The sequence below is a fragment of the Burkholderia sp. IMCC1007 genome, from assembly GCF_027257875.1.
In the GTDB taxonomy this organism is placed as follows: Bacteria; Pseudomonadota; Gammaproteobacteria; order Burkholderiales; family Burkholderiaceae; genus Burkholderia.
In genome coordinates this window covers 227,952-245,128 of the sequence record NZ_JAPVQY010000002.1, presented here as the reverse complement: position 1 = coordinate 245,128, position 17,177 = coordinate 227,952, and the positions used below count along the sequence as shown (strand labels likewise).

16 protein-coding genes are annotated in these 17,177 nt (G+C 60.6%); 10 read left to right on the top strand and 6 right to left on the bottom strand.

Features of this window, described 5'->3' with window-relative positions; all coding sequences use genetic code 11:
• Positions 1-224: 224 nt before the first annotated feature.
• The 8 genes from O1Q03_RS03640 to O1Q03_RS03605 all read left to right on the top strand — a co-directional run bounded on the left by O1Q03_RS03640 (position 225) and on the right by O1Q03_RS03605 (position 12,007).
• Complete coding sequence (locus O1Q03_RS03640) at positions 225-2,042, top strand: NAD(P)-dependent oxidoreductase (protein WP_269501680.1); 1,818 nt, start codon at positions 225-227, stop codon at positions 2,040-2,042.
• A gap of 205 nt (positions 2,043-2,247) precedes the next feature.
• On the top strand, positions 2,248-3,435 hold the full coding sequence (locus tag O1Q03_RS03635) for an iron-containing alcohol dehydrogenase family protein (RefSeq protein ID WP_166677943.1): 1,188 nt from the start codon (positions 2,248-2,250) through the stop codon (positions 3,433-3,435).
• A 31-nt stretch (positions 3,436-3,466) separates the two neighbouring features.
• Positions 3,467-4,447 (top strand): Bug family tripartite tricarboxylate transporter substrate binding protein, encoded by a 981-nt coding sequence (locus O1Q03_RS03630; protein WP_269501677.1) that lies wholly within the window; start codon positions 3,467-3,469, stop codon positions 4,445-4,447.
• 99 nt (positions 4,448-4,546) lie between these two features.
• Positions 4,547-5,527: a Bug family tripartite tricarboxylate transporter substrate binding protein gene (locus O1Q03_RS03625; RefSeq protein WP_111442634.1), complete on the top strand. Its 981-nt coding sequence runs from the start codon at positions 4,547-4,549 to the stop codon at positions 5,525-5,527.
• Between the two features lie 31 nt (positions 5,528-5,558).
• Positions 5,559-6,953: an MmgE/PrpD family protein gene (locus tag O1Q03_RS03620; protein ID WP_063808274.1), complete on the top strand. Its 1,395-nt coding sequence runs from the start codon at positions 5,559-5,561 to the stop codon at positions 6,951-6,953.
• Between the two features lie 283 nt (positions 6,954-7,236).
• Positions 7,237-8,955 carry a sigma-54 interaction domain-containing protein gene (locus O1Q03_RS03615; RefSeq protein WP_059620118.1) on the top strand — a complete coding sequence of 573 codons (1,719 nt, stop codon included), beginning with the start codon at positions 7,237-7,239 and terminating at the stop codon, positions 8,953-8,955.
• 397 nt (positions 8,956-9,352) lie between these two features.
• A complete protein-coding gene (locus tag O1Q03_RS03610) occupies positions 9,353-10,771 on the top strand; it encodes an aldehyde dehydrogenase family protein (RefSeq protein WP_059620116.1) in 1,419 nt (472 codons plus the stop codon).
• A 141-nt stretch (positions 10,772-10,912) separates the two neighbouring features.
• Positions 10,913-12,007, top strand: coding sequence for an alpha/beta hydrolase (locus O1Q03_RS03605; protein ID WP_241308702.1), 1,095 nt, complete (start codon positions 10,913-10,915; stop codon positions 12,005-12,007).
• 58 nt (positions 12,008-12,065) lie between these two features.
• On the opposite strand, the gene O1Q03_RS03600 is transcribed toward O1Q03_RS03605, so the two are convergent.
• From O1Q03_RS03600 to O1Q03_RS03575, 6 genes are all read right to left on the bottom strand, one after another.
• Positions 12,066-12,770: a helix-turn-helix transcriptional regulator gene (locus tag O1Q03_RS03600; protein ID WP_111442635.1), complete on the bottom strand. Its 705-nt coding sequence runs from the start codon at positions 12,768-12,770 to the stop codon at positions 12,066-12,068.
• Positions 12,771-12,772: 2 nt separating this feature from the next.
• Positions 12,773-13,705, bottom strand: a complete 933-nt coding sequence (locus tag O1Q03_RS03595; RefSeq protein ID WP_111442636.1) for an NAD(P)-dependent alcohol dehydrogenase — start codon at positions 13,703-13,705, stop codon at positions 12,773-12,775.
• A gap of 19 nt (positions 13,706-13,724) precedes the next feature.
• Positions 13,725-14,093, bottom strand: coding sequence for an antibiotic biosynthesis monooxygenase (locus O1Q03_RS03590; RefSeq protein WP_111442637.1), 369 nt, complete (start codon positions 14,091-14,093; stop codon positions 13,725-13,727).
• Positions 14,094-14,259: 166 nt separating this feature from the next.
• Positions 14,260-14,670, bottom strand: a complete 411-nt coding sequence (locus O1Q03_RS03585) for a DUF1330 domain-containing protein (RefSeq protein WP_059620112.1) — start codon at positions 14,668-14,670, stop codon at positions 14,260-14,262.
• Between the two features lie 25 nt (positions 14,671-14,695).
• Complete coding sequence (locus O1Q03_RS03580) at positions 14,696-15,118, bottom strand: putative quinol monooxygenase (RefSeq protein ID WP_111442638.1); 423 nt, start codon at positions 15,116-15,118, stop codon at positions 14,696-14,698.
• A 70-nt stretch (positions 15,119-15,188) separates the two neighbouring features.
• Positions 15,189-16,094, bottom strand: a complete 906-nt coding sequence (locus O1Q03_RS03575) for a LysR family transcriptional regulator (protein ID WP_059620110.1) — start codon at positions 16,092-16,094, stop codon at positions 15,189-15,191.
• A gap of 182 nt (positions 16,095-16,276) precedes the next feature.
• Between O1Q03_RS03575 and O1Q03_RS03570 the strand changes: the two genes are divergently transcribed.
• Positions 16,277-16,843: a flavodoxin family protein gene (locus O1Q03_RS03570; protein WP_059620109.1), complete on the top strand. Its 567-nt coding sequence runs from the start codon at positions 16,277-16,279 to the stop codon at positions 16,841-16,843.
• Between the two features lie 31 nt (positions 16,844-16,874).
• Positions 16,875-17,174: a hypothetical protein gene (locus O1Q03_RS03565; RefSeq protein WP_059620107.1), complete on the top strand. Its 300-nt coding sequence runs from the start codon at positions 16,875-16,877 to the stop codon at positions 17,172-17,174.
• Positions 17,175-17,177 lie beyond the last annotated feature (3 nt).

The following is a 17,177-nucleotide window of genomic DNA, read 5'->3' as shown; positions in this document are numbered from 1 at the left end:
GAAGCGTCGCACGCGGGCGCGCCCGGTGTGATTCGACCGTCGCTGATACGGACAACTGTGTTTCCCGACGACATGCACGAGCAATAGCGACGTTCCGGCGATCGCGCGATCGCCGTGGCGGCGTATGGGGTGGCGCCCAACGAAGCTGGTACGGAACCTGCAATCGATTCGCGCCTGAGCGGAATGAAACCGCGACGCGGCATATTTTGGAAAAGGGGCTGTACATGAAAGTCGGGTATATCGGTTTGGGCGCGATGGGGGCGCCGTTGGCACAAAGGCTCATCGGCACATACGACCTGTGCGTCTGGGATATCAATACTGCGGCTGTCGCCGAGTTCGAGAAGCTCGGTGCGGGCGTCGCATCATCCGCGGCTGAGCTGGCGTATCGCTGCGACGTCCTGATGCTGTGTCTGCCGCGCACGGAGAACGTGCGGCAGGTGATCTTCGGCGCACAAGGGCTGGCGCAAGGGCTGACGCCAGGAAAGATCATCATCGATCAGACGAGCGGTGTGCCGGAGCAAACCCGGGACATCGCACGCCAATTGGAGGCAAAGGGCGTCGCGATGATCGACGCGCCGGTGGCGGGCGGTGTGGCGGCCGCTCGCGCGGGCAAGGTGACCATCATGGTTTCCGGTCCCGATAGTGCCTATCAGACAGTATCGCCGATCCTGCATGCAATCAGTTCGAACGTCTTCCGATGCGGGGAACGGGTCGGCGACGGGCAGGCAATCAAGCTCGTCAACAACGTGATGAACGCGGCATGCCGCCTGGCGACGCTGGAAATCGTCGCGATGGGAAGAAAGTCGGGACTGCCGCTCGCGACCTTGACTGACTTGCTCAACAAAAGCACGGCTCGGAACCGCATCACGGAGACCATGTTGCCGGCCATTGTCGAAGGCAGGGCCGCGACCAACTTCGCGCTTCCCCTGATGGTGAAGGACGTTCGTCAAGCGATCGAACTCGGCATGAATGCCGGTGCGCCGATGCCTGTGTCGAGCATCGCGCTCGGCTTGCTGCAGACCGGCGTCAATACGTTGGGGCAGGATGCCCGGCTCGAGGATGTCGTCAAGCTGATCGAGTCGATGGCGGGCACGCGGCTGCGTGATGATGCGATGTCGATGTCGATGTCGACGGCAGCAACGGCGGGGCGGGACGAGCTGACGGTCGGCTATGTCGGGCTTGGCGCCATGGGCGCGGCGCTGGTGCGGCGTCTGATGAAGTTTCGAAAGGTGCAGGTGTTCGATGTGCGGCCCGATATCGTCCGCGATCTCGAAGCCGACGGCGCGGTCGCGGCGTCGGACTTGCCCTCGCTGGCACGCGACTGCGACGTCATCATGATTTGCGTGCCCGACTCGACAGTCGTCCGAGAGGTTGTGTTCGGAAAGGGGGGGTTAAGGGAAGGCCTCGCCGCAGGCAAGGTCGTCATCGATCAGACGACGGGCGATCCGTCCGTCACGCGACAGACGGCAGAGGAACTCAGGGCGCTGGGCGTGGCGCTAGTGGACGCGCCCGTTTCAGGCGGTCCGAGCGGCGCGCAGGCAGGTACCGTGGCGATTATGTGCAGCGGGGCGCAGGACGTGTGCGCACGCGTGCGGCCGCTTCTCGAATCCATCAGCCCGAACGTGGTGTATTGCGGCGAAACCGGATATGGGCATATCGCCAAGCTAGTCAAGAACGCATTGGGTGCGTGCAATCGGCTGATCGCGTATGAAGCCGTGGCGATGGGTATCAAAAACGGCCTGAAACTCCGGGACATGGAGAAAGTGATCAACAGCGGTTCAGGGTGGAGCGCTACGTTCGAGCGTGTCGTTCCTGTTCTCGCGGCGGGCGGCCGGTCGGCGAGCCTGCGGCTGGAACTCATGGTGAAGGACCTTCGGCTTGCATGTGAGACCGCCATGAATTGCGGGGCGCCGATGTTGATTGCGAATGCGGTCCGTAATGCGGTCGAGGCCGGAGCGAACGAGCTTGGGGGAGACGCCAATATCGACGAACTGGCCAGGCTGTTCGAAGCGCGGGCGGGGATCACGTTTGCCGCTGCATGAGCGGGCCATTCTGCACGCACCGGTGCGGCAGCGATGAAGGCGCGGCGAGCGGCACGTGTCGCCGCGGTGGACACGAATCGGGCAGGCCGTCGCCGGCGTGGACAGTTTGTCGGCACCCGTAGACTGCGACGTTCCTGCGGCAAGCATGGCACGTCAATTGCAAGTTGATGGGCAACCTCGTTCCACGCGTTCGCGCATACAGACAATGAACCAGACCTTTCGATCGATCTCCTTTCAACACATTGCCCCGGAATTGCGACTGTACTGCGGTGAGGAAAGTCTCGCTGCCTTGGCGAGGGAGATCAAGCGCAGTGGGTGTCAGCGTGCAGTGATCGTCAGCGGTCGGTCAGTCGGCTCGTCCAATGCGATGCAGCAGTTGCGCGATGTGCTCGGCCCCGTGCTGGTCGGCGAATCTCCTACGGTTCGGCCGAATAGTCCCGTGCGCGCCGTGGAGGAAGCGGCGCGTGCGCTGAGCGCACTGGACGCAGACGCCGTGATCGCGGTGGGCGGTGGGTCGGCCGCCGTCACGGCGCGTGCGGCAAGCATCCTGCTCGCGGAGAAGCGGCCTGCGCACGAGCTTTGCACCCGCAGGCTCCCGGACGGCGCGTTCGATAGTCCTCGGCTTGCCGCTCCCAAGCTCGCGCAATTCGTTGTGCCGACCACACCCAGTACGGCGTTCGTCAAGGCGGGAAGCGCCGTGCATGACGAGGAGACGGGACAGCGGCTTGCCTTGTTCGATCCGAAGACGCGGGCCAAGGCAATCTTCCTTCACTCGGGGTTTCTCGGCACCGCACCGGCGGCGCTCGTCGAGGGTGCGACGCTCAACACGCTTTCCACTGCAGTCGAGGCGCTGGAGTCGCCGCGCTGCGACCTCGTGTCGGAGGCGATGTTGACACAAGCGCTACGACTTGTCGCGCGCAACATCGACCGCATGTCGCCCGAAGACGTCGCGGCTCGGGAACGTTTGGCGATCGCCGCCGTTCTTTGCGGCCGGGGTACCGAGCAGTCGGGCGGCGGGCTTTCGTCGGTACTCGCACACGCAATCGGTCATCGAAGCGACGTATCGAACGGGATCATCAACGCAATCGTGCTGCCGCACACGATGGGTTTCAATAGCCCGGCGACGCACTATACGGTCGGGCGCATTGCCGAAAGCCTATGGCTTCCGCTGACTGCCGATTCGGACCAGCGGTACGCGATGTCGGCCGTCGAGATCCTTGAGCGCCTGCTCGCGAAAGTGGACATTCCCCGGAGGCTTCGCGACATCGGCGTGGCCCGGGAGGCTCTCGATCCGATCGCGGAAGCGGCGATGCAGGACTGGTTCATCAAGCGTAGCCCCCGTGAGGTGACGAACGTCGCCGATGTGCGGGCGATCCTCGACGCAGCGTGGTAGGCAATAACAATCTCGGAGACGGAGGCTTCTCGTGAAGCACGCTTCTTTTGACTGTCGATTCGCGGCGTGCGCCTTCGTGGTGGTCAGGGCAACGACGGCTTCGGCATCCGACCAGTTTCCGGTCAAGCCCGTGCATATCGTGGTGGCGATGGCGCCTGGCGGCATGGTCGATACGGTCACGCGTTTGCTGGCGCCAAAGCTGGGGCAGAGCCTGGGGCAGCCGGTGATTATCGAGAATCGCGGCGGCGGAGGCGGCCTGGTCGGCATCCGCTATGTGAAGGATGCGGCGCCGGATGGATATACGCTGCTGGCCACTTCGGCGGATACGCTCGGCCTCCAGTCGGCAGTCCGCCAGGATCCGGGCTTTGTTCTCCGCAGGGACTTTGCGGGAGTGGGGCCGATGGTCGAATCGCCGCTTTTGCTCGACGTTGGCGCCGGCCAGCCCTTCAAGACATTCGGCGAACTGGCCGCGTACGCGAAGGCGAATCCGGACAAGCTGACCTACGGATCGGGCGGCGTGGGCAGTGCGACTCACTTTGCGACGGCCGCATTCCTGCAGCGGACCGCTCTGAAGATGATGCACGTTCCGTTCAAAGGCAACGGGGAGGCGCTGCCTGAAGTAATGAGTGGACGCATCTCCGTCATCTTCGACGCGCCAGTCAGCAGTGCTCCCTATCTGAAGGCAGGGAAGCTGAGAGCCCTGGCAGTGATATCCCCGAAGCGCCTCGCTGCCCTTCCGGACGTGCCGACGGTCGCCGAGGCCGGTTATCCCGACTACAGCTACGTTCTGTATCAAGGGCTGATGGCGCCGGCCGGAACGCCGCCGGCCGTCGTTCAACGCCTGTCGGCGGCGTTGCAGGCGGCCCTGTCGGACAAGGTGCTGGCGGACCGCCTTCGAAGCTACGGGCTCGAGCCGGTGGCCATGTCGCCCACGGCGTTTACGAATCTTCTTTTGAAAAACGAAGCCGGGAAGGCAAAGCTGGCCGCCTATGTCGGCATGCCGAAGCAGTAGCCGGCGGGATCGGCAAGCAGGTGACGAACGCCGTCGACATGCGAGGCATCCTCGACGCGGCGTAGCAGGAAATCAAGGTCTTGGAGAAAGGATTCTCTTATGAAGAAAGCATTGTTTTGCCGCAGACTGGCGGCGGGCACATTCGTCCTGTTCAGCGCGGCGGCCGCTTCGGCGTCGGACCCATTCCCCACCAAGCCGGTGCATATTGTGGTTGCGACGGCGCCGGGTGGCCTGGCAGACACCGTCACCCGCTTGCTGGCGCCAAAGCTGGGGCAGAGCCTGGGGCAGCCGGTGATTATCGAGAATCGCGGCGGCGGAGGTGGCCTGGTTGGCATCCGCTATGTGAAGGATGCGGCGCCGGATGGATATACGCTGCTGGCCACTTCGGCGGATACGCTCGGCCTCCAGTCAGCAGTCAAGCGTGATCCGGGCTTCGTTCTCCGCAAGGACTTCACGGGCGTGGGGCCGTCGGTCGCGGCACCGCTTTTGATCGAAGTCGGCGCCAGCCAGCCCTTCAAGACGTTCGGCGAACTGGCCGCGTACGCGAAGGCGAACCCGGACAAGCTGTCATACGGATCCGCGGGCGTGGGCAGTACGACTCACCTTGCGACAGCTGCGTTCCTCCAGCAGAGCGCCTTGAAGATGATGCACGTTCCGTTCAAAGGCAACGGGGAGGCGCTGCCTGAAGTAATGAGTGGTCGCATCTCCGTCATCTTCGACGCGCTGATCAGCAGTTCTCCGTATCTGAAGGCAGGAAAGATGAGGGCGCTGGCGGTGACATCCCCGAAGCGCGTCACTGCCCTTCCGGACGTGCCGACGGTCGCCGAGGCCGGTTATCCCAACTACAGCTACGTTCTGTATCAAGGGCTGATGGCGCCGGCCGGAACGCCGCCGGCCGTCGTTCAACGCCTGTCGGCGGCGTTGCAGGCGGCGCTGTCGGACAAGGCGCTGGCAGACCGCCTTCGGAGCTATGGACTCGAGCCGGTGACCATGTCACCACGAGAGTTCACGGATCTCCTGTTGAAAAATGAAGCCGAGAAAACAAAGCTGGCCGCCTATGTGGGCATGCCGAAGCAGTGATTTGCACAATGAAATTTGGAGGAGTTGATTCATGACGTCATATACGCGTCAATTGGCAGATTTTGCAGCAGGACTCAAACTGGCCGACGTTCCGGAGGATGTGCGCAATCGCGCGAAGCTGATCATGCTCGATGGTCTCGGATGCGGGTTGTTCGGCGCAAATCTCGAGTGGACCCGAATCCTGGCTGGCGTCGTCGGCAAGCTCGAACCAGATGGCGGCCGAGCATCGGTGTGGGGGCGGGGCGAAACGGCATCTGCGGTGAATGCGGCGCTACTCAACGGCACGATGATTCAAGGTTATGAGCTGGACGACGCGAATCCGGCTTCCATTCACAGCTGCGCCGCCGTGCTGCCGGCGGCGCTCGCGGCGGCCGAATTGGTCGGCACCGAAAACGTAGATGGCGAAACTCTCCTGACCGCCATCATCGCAGGCTTCGAAGTCGGCCCTCGCGTGGGCCTGTGCATGAACGGCAACAAGATGCTGGTGCGGGGCTGGCATACGCCCGGCATCTTCGGACCATTTCCGGCGGCGGTGGCGGCCGGCATCGTTCTCGGTCTCGACGGCGAGCAGATCTACCATGCGTTTGGTATTGCGGGTGCCCAGGCGTCCGGCATCATGGCCGCCCAGTTCGGCTCGATGGTGAAGCGGATGCTGTCGGCGAAGGCGGCGCAAAGCGGGCTGTATTCGGCACTACTCGCTGCGGACGGATTTACCGGCATCGAGGACGTGTTCGAGGAAACCTATGGCGGATATTGCACCACCTTCACGCAGACCGCCGACCAGTTCGACTTGTCGGCGCTGACCAGCGAGCTCGGCACGCGCTGGGAAACGATGCGGATTTCGATCAAGCGGCACGCGGCAGTCGGCACGAATCTGTCCGCACTGGACGCGATTGAGGAGCTCATGGAGGAAACGGGCCTGACCGCGACCGACGTCGAGCGAATTACCGTGCGAATGACCGAGGATGCGGTGCGCCATTCATTCTGGACACCCTACATCCCCAACGGTCTGACGGCGGCCCAGATGCATCTCGGCTTCTGCATCGGCATGAAGCTCATCGACGGTGAGGTGTTCGTCGATCAGATGATCGACGAAAACGTCGGCCGACCGGATCTCGTTGAATTCGCGAAGCGCGTCGATGTGGTGCGAAGCGAAGCGCGCGAGCAAAAGGGCAGGGCGTTTGCGCGAGGTGCTGATGTCGAGATTCTGCTGACCAGCGGAAAGAAATTGAGCAAGACCGTCGACAACTTTCTCGGAAGTTACCAGCGTCCGATGAGCGATGAACTGATGGCGGCCAAGTTTCGCCGCCTCGCATCGAAAGCGCTGCCTGTGGATCAGGTGGGCCGCCTGGAGGCCGCTGTGTGCGCGCTCGAACGTGCCGACTCTACAACAGAGTTGCTTCGTCTTCTGCAGTTGCCCCAGTGATGAATCGAGCGGTTCGTCCGGCGATATGCGAGTGGATAGGGAAAAGTGGAATGATACGTATGATGAATGGGCGATCCTCATCGTAGGTACGGTTTCGTCAGCGACGAAGCGGCAGTGCGGGCGGTCGCCACGGTGACGTCGAAAGATTGATGAGTCCGATAGACAGGTACTGTCGATTCGGCTCACTAATCATTGGGTATCGTGGTGATAGGCTATGTCCGCGGTGAAGACACATCCAAAAAAAGCGATTCAATGATCGCCACGGAGACATAGGGATAACACCATGGAGACACTCGATTTGGCAAGGCCTGGTGTGACGGCGGCGTCGCTGCGTGGCGTTTTGATTCTGTCGTCAGACGGAAAGGAGATGATGGCGACCGGTATCGTCGAGCAACGCGAAATGGCGACGAGAATCATCGCGGGTTGGCACGAAGCACGGCGTCGCCAGCAACACCTTTTCTCGGTTGAAGGTCCCGATTCTTCGTCGGTTGTGGTAATCGTGTTACCGGCCACGGACGCGACGATACTCGTTGCGCTGCTTCGAGATGGACGCGATGCGCTGTTCGAATTCGTCGGTTCCGTTGATTTCGCGAGCGACATCCTCAGTCATTTTCTGACGAATCCATTCGAGGCGCTGACCGTCGTCGATCGCGACGGGGTGCTGCGGTATATCAGCCCCGTCCATGAGCGCTTTTTCGGAATGAAACCTGGCAGCTCGGTTGGCCGTCACGTATCCGAGGTAATCGAAAATACACGGCTCGATCAGGTCGCGTCGTCCGGTAAGGCGGAGATTGGCGCAATTCAGGAGATGCGAGGCGTGACGCGGGTTGTCACGCGACATCCGATCAAGAACGCTCGTGGGGAGACCGTCGGCGCGATTGGTCAAGTCATGTTCAAGGGACCTGAGCAATTGCAGTCGTTCTCGACGGAGTTGACGAAATTGAAGTCGGAGGTGGCGTACTACAGGCGCGAGCTGAAGGATCTGAAAAATCGGAGCTACGGTCTGGATCAGATTGTCGGGGACAGTCAGGCGATGCAGCGCTTGAAGCAGCAAATCGTGAAGGTTGCGCCGCTCGATGTACCGGTTCTGCTGACAGGGGAAAGCGGAACGGGCAAGGAATTGGCGGCGCACGCGATTCATAAGTTAAGCGCCCGGCGGGATGGCAATCTGGTGATGGTGAACGCGGCGGCATTACCGTCGACGCTGGTCGAGAGTGAGCTGTTCGGTTATGAGGGCGGGTCATTCACCGGTGCTGAACGCAAAGGCCGGCGCGGCAAGATAGAGCAGGCAGATGCCGGGAGCCTGTTTTTCGACGAGGTCGGAGACATGCCGGCCGACGTGCAGGTGAAGTTGCTGCGCGTGTTGCAGGACGGGTCGTTCCAGCGTGTCGGCGGAACCGAAGCACGAAACTCCAATTTCCGTTTGATCAGCGCGAGCAACCGCAACTTCGAAGCGATGATTGCCGACGGGACGTTTCGGCTCGATTTGTTCTATCGAATCGGAGCGGTCGTCATTCGACTACCGGCGCTTCGCGAGCGACTCGACGATATCCCGCTGCTTGCGGATCTGGCGCTTGACCAGTTTGCGGAACGGCACGGGCAGCGGCCGAAGCGGCTGTCGGACCATGCGCTTGCCTATCTCCAAGCACATTCATGGCCGGGTAACGTGCGACAGCTGATGCATACGGTCGAGCGGGCCGCCATATTCAGCGACACGGACATCATTGATGCAACCGACTTCGGCATCATCGATCTGTCGGATGCAGGTCCTCAGGCGGCCGTGATGGCTCCGACGTTCTCGAATCAGTCGTCGCATCCGCCTTCACTGGGCCAGTCGGACACGATGCGCGTGAGTAGCGCAGTGGAGCAGGTCGAGGAGCAACTCATCCGGAAGGCGATGACGCAATTCGGCGGAAACAAGAAGCGAGTGGCTTCGAGCCTCGGAATCTCGCGGTCATATCTATATAAACGGCTTGCCCAAATGGGGATGACCACGTCTTGACAGACCGTGTGAGGCCGGATAGCGGAGTCACATGATTGTGACGATGCAAGCGCGTCTCTCGTTTGCTCGATGGCATATTGTTTGTGGGATTGCTGACGGAATGGCTTTTACGACGTCAGCGATCGCGAAAATATCAGGCGATGCCGTGCACACCGGATCGCCGAGCCCGACAAAGCTGCGAACCTGATTCGCGAGCGCAGCGGGTGACGTGATTCAGACGCCAGATACGATCGTCGAGCCTCGTGCTCGTGTAGAAGACAATCGTGCTTACCGTGCGGACAATCGATTCGAAATCGTTCAATGGTCGGCCTGAGAGATCGGTTGAGTGCCACGAATAGATCTGATGGCACATCTCTTGCGAGGTGGTTTGCATACCTCAACCGTTAAAACCGAGACAATGCGAAAATTCGAGCAGTTCTACATTGATGGCGAGTGGGTCGATCCCGTCGAGTCGCGGCCGTTTGACCTCGTCAACCCCGCGACGGAGGAGACCTTCGGCGTCGTGGCGTTGGGAAGTGCCGCGGACGTGGACCGAGCGGTGCAGGCAGCCAAGCGTGCGTTCCCGGCCTTTAGTGCCGCGTCCAAGCAGGAGCGGATCGAACTCCTCGATAACATCGTCGCGGTCTACCTGCGCCGCGAAGACGACATCATGGCGGCACTCACCGAGGAGATGGGTACGCCGTGTTCGTTGAAACAACATACGGCGTCCGGCCTTGCCGCGCTTCGGCAGGCAATCGAGACGCTCAAGGGTTACGAATTCGAGAGTTGGCTGGGCGTCAGCATCATTCGTCGTGAAGCGATTGGCGTGGCCGGGCTCATTACCCCCTGGAACTGGCCAAACCAGCTCATTTGCAACAAGCTCGCGTCGGCCTTCGCAGCAGGCTGCCCAGTCGTGCTGAAACCGTCTGAATTCACGCCCGTGAGCGCGTTGATCCTGGCCGAAATTCTTCACGAGGCAGGGGTGCCCAACGGGGTATTCAATCTTGTGAACGGCGACGGTCCAACCGTCGGCAACGCGATCAGCGCGCACGAGGATATTGGCATCGTGTCGTTTACCGGCTCGACCCGTGCCGGGATTCTCGTGGCCGAGGCGGCTGCGTCGTCGGTAAAGCGTGTCGCGCAGGAACTCGGCGGCAAGTCGGCGAACATTGTCCTGCCGGACGCCGATTTGCGGGCGGCCGCGGTATATAACGCGACACGTGGTTTTTCGAACAGCGGGCAGTCTTGCCATTCTCCGACGCGCCTTCTCGTGCATCAGGATCAACTCGAAGAAGTGCTCGGCTATCTTCGCGAAGCCGTCGCCGACATGTGTATCGGCGACCCGAAAAACCCCGCAACGACACACGGCCCGGTGGTTAATCGCGCACAGTTCGATCGGATTCAGCACTACATCAATGTGGGCCTCGAGGAAGGCGCGCGTCTGGTTTGCGGGGGCCCAGGCCGTCCGGACGGGTTGGACCGCGGATTCTTCGTTCGTCCTACGATTTTTGCCGATGTCACTCCTGATATGACGATTGCTCGTGAGGAAATCTTCGGGATGGTCACTTCGGTCCTGACGTACAGCACGGTAGAACAAGCGATCGAGATCGCAAACGATACCGAATATGGACTTGGTGCATACGTCTTCACCAAGGATCGCGAAAAAGGACTGAACGTCTGTCGCAAATTGAACGCTGGTCGCGTTTTCTTCAACGGTGCGCCCGCGAACACAGTCGCTCCGATGGGAGGGTATCGGAAATCGGGTAACGGTCGTGAAATGGGCGTGTTCGGGATGGAGGAATATCTCGAAACGAAGGCCATGATCGGTTTCGCCTGATTGTCTGTCGCGGCGCCGTGGCTATCGCTGTCGGGGGCTGCCGACAGCCAGGGCAAGCGGCGCCTTAGCGGTGCAATGTGTTGCAAAAAACGGGGCGCGAGCTGATGAAGCGCGGTTCTCGGATTCCAGGAGAATGCATCGGTGGCGAGCTTCAGTTCCCTGATTCAGCAGGTTGAAAGGAGAAAACCCGTGGCGCAAGGTGGTCGCTTTCTGCTCCTGTTTGCCCTGACCTTGTTGATGCTGGGTTCCGCGAACGCCTACGAGAGTGGGCTGAATCGAGCTAATCGCGTGATCCCTGTTCCGACTACGGTCAGCCCGGAAATTCAAACGATAATCGCGGCGGGGCCACCTCCATTTTGGGACGATCATCCGAAGACACGGGCGGAATGGAAACGCTGGGTTGGCAGGTTGGCAGACGCAACTGACAAACGCCTGGCTGATCTAATCTTGAAGATGGGTGTGACAGTTCAGCCGGAAAAGATCGCAGGGGTCAACGTTTTTAAAGTCTTGCCAAACATTGTGTCGGAACGCAATGAGAACAGACTTTTTCTCAATCTCCACGGAGGCGGCTACGTATTGAATCCCGGTAGAGCAGGGCTGTACGAGGCCATTCTGATGGCTGGCTTCGTACACGCCAGAGTGTTGGCGATCGATTACCGCATGCCACCTGACCATCCCTATCCGGCAGCCTTGGACGATGCGGTTGCGGTTTATAAGGAAGTCATAAAAGGCACGGATCCCAACAGAATCGCGGTATTTGGCGATTCAGCCGGCGGCGCCTTGACGCTGGCTTTGGTCCTCCGCGCCAAAGCGGAAGGACTGCCTGTTCCCGGGGCCATCGCACCGGGCACGCCGTGGTCCGATCTCACCGAGACTGGCGACACGTACTTTACTAATAGAGGTATCGACAATGTGCTTGTCAGTTACAGCGGATGGCTTGGTGATGCGGCGACGCTGTATGCGAACGGGCACGATCCAAAGGATCCGATGCTTTCCCCCGTTTATGGTGATTTTCACGGTTTCCCTCCTGCGATACTCACGACTGGGTCTCGTGATCTGTTTCTAAGCAACACCTTGAGAGTTCATCGCAAGATGCGAGATTCCGGCGTGACGGCAGATCTGATCGTTTTCGAAGGCTTGTCTCACTATCAGTATCTCCTTTCTCCCGATGCACCGGAGACCAAGGCGCACTTTGCGGATCTGAGCGCGTTCTTCGACAAGTATCTGCATCCCTAACGATATTGCAGGCGTATCTCACCGGTTCCGGCAGTCCGACTGGACCCAATCCAACTCGTTAGCAAACGGTGCCTTGGCTATTGCATGGACACATCTCCTGGGTGCGCCATTCCTTGACTAGCTGCCGGCGGTTGCGAGTGTAGCGTTCGGCGAGAACGTCCGCGGTAGCAATGTCATCCATACCGATCACTCGGAATCGGCTATCCAGCTCGCACCAGGCGGCGATAAACCGCTTGCCGTCGATCAAACCCAACATGATCGGCCAGACAACTTGTTCGTCAGTGGGTGCATGTTCGATCGACAGGGTGATACGCAACTTGCGCTGTTCGCGAAGCGCCCGGCGGATGTCGCTCAAGTCGAGTGCCGCTTGGGTCTTCAGCGGGTGACCCACGTAGACCGTATCGTCCTGGAGTGCCGTTCGCATGTCAGGGGGCAAAACAGCGTCGATCTTGGCCAATGCATTCGTCACGGCAAGGGCAAGTGCGTCGTCCGTTTGGTGGCTGACCCACTGCGCTCCGATGACTAGCGCCTGGATTTCATCCGCAGTGAACGAGAGTGGTGGCAGAAGGAATCCTGGTCGCAAGATGTAGCCGACACCCGGCTCTCCATCGATATCGGCGCCCATGTCTTGCAGCGTTGCGACGTCGCGACGGATGGTGCGTAGCGACACGCCGAGTTCCAGCGCAAGCGCTTTTCCCGACACTGTTCTTCGGTGTCGTCGAAGCGCTTGCATCAGATCGAACAGTCGATGACTTCTGGCCATGCTTACTCCATCGCCACGACGCCTTTGCCGCCGAGCTTACGGCCTCTTTCCAGCTCGGTAATCAGCTGGATGGCACCGTTCAGGGAAACGATTTCTCCAATGGGAATTTTGAATCTGTTTTCCCGAGCGGCGCTCGCCAGCTTTTCCAGAAGCTCCGCCCGCGGCGAACCGATGATGGGCTTGAGCCGTCGATCGAAAATCGCCCGAATAAGCTTGGCCGGGCCTGGGTCAAGATCCAGGAACACGCCGCCGCGGCACAGCATGGCCAGGCCGTCCGATACCGTCATGGTGGTCGCGGTATCGTAAACCACATCGAAGCGTGTAGTGATTTTCGATAGATCGCTCGTCCGGTAATCGTAGATGTGCTGTACACCCAGTGATGTTGCTCGCTCCATGTCTCGGGCACTACAGCTGCCGGAGACGACGGCACCGAAAAGTTGGGCGATCTGCACGGCCGCTTCACCGACCGCTCCGGCACAGCCATTGATGAAGACGTGCTGGCCGGTTCGCAGTTTCGCTTTGTCGATCAGCCCGTTCCATGCCGTGACACCGGGGGTGCCGAGGCACGCCGCGGCCTCGAACGAAATGTTCTCGGGCTTCGTCGCTAGAAAGTCATCCTTCGTCACGACTGCTTCCCCAAGCGCGCCGCTTTCCTTGAAGCGGGCGAGACCGAATACCGCGTCGCCTGCTTTGTGGCGCGTCACACCGGCACCGACGCCGATGACCGTCCCCGAAAAATCCATGCCCATCGCGCGGGGAAAAGCCTCGCCGGTAACAATCTTCATCTGTCCATTGCGTAACTTCCAGTCGATCGGATTGATGGCGGCAAACTTGACCTGCACGGCCACTTCGCCTTTGCCCGGCGCAGCCAATTGGAAATCCTCCACGCGCATGAACTCCGGGCCGCCATAGCGGCTGTATTGAATGCGTTTCATGTGTGTTGCTACCTCAGCGTCAAGCCGTGCACAGGTCCGGAACCGCGACCTTGGCGAAGCAGGGTGGCCGGGCCACGACGGATGCCGGGTGTGCCTTGAGCCCGTCCTGGAACTCGGGCGTTCTGAAGGCATTGCGCCGTGCGGCCACGCGATCAAGGACGGCACGGTTGAGGTAGGTCGGGTTCTCGCCGATCGCGTGATGCAACTGCGTCAAGATGAAGTCCGGTTGGCGCTTCATGGACAGCGAATCGGCGGCCCATGCCGCAAGCAACGCGGCCTCGTCTTCCGGCCCCATCGTCAGGGGATTGTCCATAGCGATGGGGCCGGTGTCGATATCTGCCTGGCGGGCTACCGGATAAATGGGGTTGGGCGGTTCGAATCGAGGCATGGCGCAGATCCTTCGCGGTAATAGGGGAGCGCGGTTCGCTGCCCTTTGTTCGCGGAGCCATTCTATGCAGGGGTGGTGCCAGTTTCTGGCACCATTCGAACGCGCTTGTTGCATAGCATCGTTTCGAACCAGGGTTTGAACGAGCGAATGCCCGACACATCATCAGCTACTGCGGCAGTCCTTCGACGATGTACGCATTCGTGTGGCCGGAGCGCTGGCGGAACGGGCGGATTCGGGCGTACTCGGGCGAGTTGTACCACGCGCGGGCCAGGTCGAGGCTGTCGAACTCGATGATGATCAGACGATGGTTCGGCGGATTGCCCTCCAGCCCATCCACATGGCCCGCACGCACGATGTAACGTCCGCTGTAGCGTTTGAATGTTGCATCCACCTGATCGCGGTATGGCTTAATGCCTTCCGGATCGGTGAGTTCGAAGTCGGCGATGTAGTACGCCGGCGTTTTGCCATGCGTGAGTGGGGATTCGGAAGTTGGCGTTTGAGCATGCGCGGCCAACACACTCATGGTCAATGTAGCGGTCGCGCCGATTGCGGCAAGCAAGGTGTGTTTCCGTTTCATGCAGGGAACTCCGTCGTGAGCAGGGTCAATCAACCGCCTTCGGTTGCCGCGCTTTGGCGCTGAGCTGTACGGGCGTCGTCTCGATCAGCGTGCGCGACTGGATCATCCGCTGTGTGAGTGCGACATATTTCTTGAAGTGCGGAGCTTCGATATGCGCCCGATAGGCTTCGTCGCTGGCATAGATCTCGAAGAAACGCAGATGGTTCGGCTTGTCCTTGACGGCGACCGAGTAGATGGCGAGCACGCCGGGTTCGAGCCGGACGGAGTCGTCCATCTCTTCCTTGACGATCGCTTTGTAGGTCTCCAGTTGTGCCGGATCGATCACTAGTTCGGCGATGCGCACTACGGTCTTGTCCGGTTCCTGGGCATGCAGCACGTTCGTTCCGGGGCTGCAGAGCGTGGCTGCGGCAAGCAGCCATGTTCTCAACCGAATGCGACGTTCAGGCATATGAGGTCTCGCTGGTTTGGTTGATGGAGGGCGAAGTTTTCGGATGGCGTGTTCGAGCGGGACTGTGCGATCACGCCTCGACGCGTTTCGGCAGTTCCGAGGCGAGGACATCGATAGCCAGACGGCAGCGCAGCGGAAGATACTGCGCTGCCGGCCAAACGGCGTAGCCCTCGACGACGGCCGTCGGCCGATGTCCCCAGATCTCGACCAGTTCGCCACGTCGCATCCGGTCGCGAATCAGCCAGTAGGGAATCCAGGCCAGGCCCATGCCGTCGACAGCGGCATCGGCGATTGCCTCGAGATCGTCGAAACGCAAGCGCGAAGTGGGCTGAAAATCGACAAGCGTATCGGTCGCGTCAGGAAGCTGCCAGAGCAAACCGTGCTCGTTGCGCCAGTAGGGGAGCAGGTCGTGTTTCGCAAGATCGGCCAGCGTGTGCGGCTCGCCTCTCGTTGCGAGATAGGCAGGCGATGCACACAGTACCTTGCGCTGGTTGACCAGCAGGCGTGCTCGCAGCGTGGTGCCGGTACCCGCCACGCCGTTGCGCACCGCGAGATCGAAACCCTCGGCGATCACGTCGACCTGACGATCGCTGAAGTTCAATTCCAGTTCGAGCTTCGGATGCGCTCGCGCGTACGATCGCAGGATCGGGGCGACACAGTAGCGGCCGAACAGCGTGGGGAGCGTGACGCGCAACTTCCCGACCACTTCCCGGCGGCCGTTTTCCAGCATGGTTTCCGCAGCGCGCATCTCTTCGATTGCTCGAAGGCAGCGCTCGTAATATTGCTGTCCGTCCTCGGTCAGACACTGATTCCTGGTTGTGCGCTGAAACAACTGCACCCCGAGCCGCTCCTCGAGACGCGCGATAGCCTTTCCGACCGCCGAGCGCGTCAGCGAAAGCCGTTCACCGGCTTTCGCAAAGCCGCCTGCTTCGACGACCTCCACAAACAATTGCACGCCATCGAATCGGTCACGCACAGATCTGCTCCGCGATTGTAGAAATTAAGGAAGCACAGATGGGAATTATTTCCACCCATGCTTCTCAAAATTCTACTTTAAAGTGTTCAACCAGCAACGAGATTTTCGGGTGCGCTTGTGACGCGCTGCCCATTCAACCGACTCTCGAGACGCGCAAACCTTCAAGGCAAGGACAAACACCGGTGTTGATTTCAATCGTGCATGACAGTGGCTACGGCCACACCGCGCGCGTGGCAGAGGCCGTCGCGGAAGGAGTTCGGCAGATCCATGGGGCCGAGGTGAAGCTGTTTGCAGTCGCTGATGGCGTCGATTGGGCAACGCTCGAAGCGAGCCACGCGATTATCTTCGGTTCGCCGACCTACAACGGCATGATCAGCGCCCGGCTCAAGCAGTTCTTCGAGGATTCCACGAAGGCTGCATGGACCGCACTGAAATGGCGCAACAAGATCGCCGCAGGGTTCACGAACTCCGGTGCGCAGCACGGCGACAAGCTGAACTCGCTGGTATCGATGGCGCTGTTCGCCGCACAGCACGGGATGATCTGGGTTGGCCTCGACCTCATGCCCGGCAACAACAGCAGCACCGCCAGCGCTGACGATCTGAACCGGCTGGGCAGCTGGCTGGGTGTCATGACCCATGCGAACGTGGATCAGGCACCCGATGTAGCGCCGCCGGCAAGCGACCTCATGACAGCCCAGTACCTCGGTCGCCGCGTGGCGACGATAGCCGGCCGCCTCCAACCCGCCTGAACCGTTCTGCATCGCTTAAGGAAAACCAACGATGAAACTGCTTTGCCTCGATGTCCCCCAGCCGGGCGCCAGCCTCGAGAAATACCAGCCACACATGCAGGACGAAGCCCGCCATGCGTGGCAGATGTACAAAGGGGGCATCATCCGCGACATCTATTTTCGACAGGACCGTCCCGGTGTCGCCATCATCGCGGAAGCCGAGTCTGTCGAGGCCGCAAGAATTGCGCTTGCTGAGTTTCCGCTGGCCAAGGCCGGTCTGATCGGCTGGGACGTCATCCCCCTTGGCCCCTTCACGAACTGGGAGGCCCTGTTCGCTCCCGGCATTGCCTGAGTC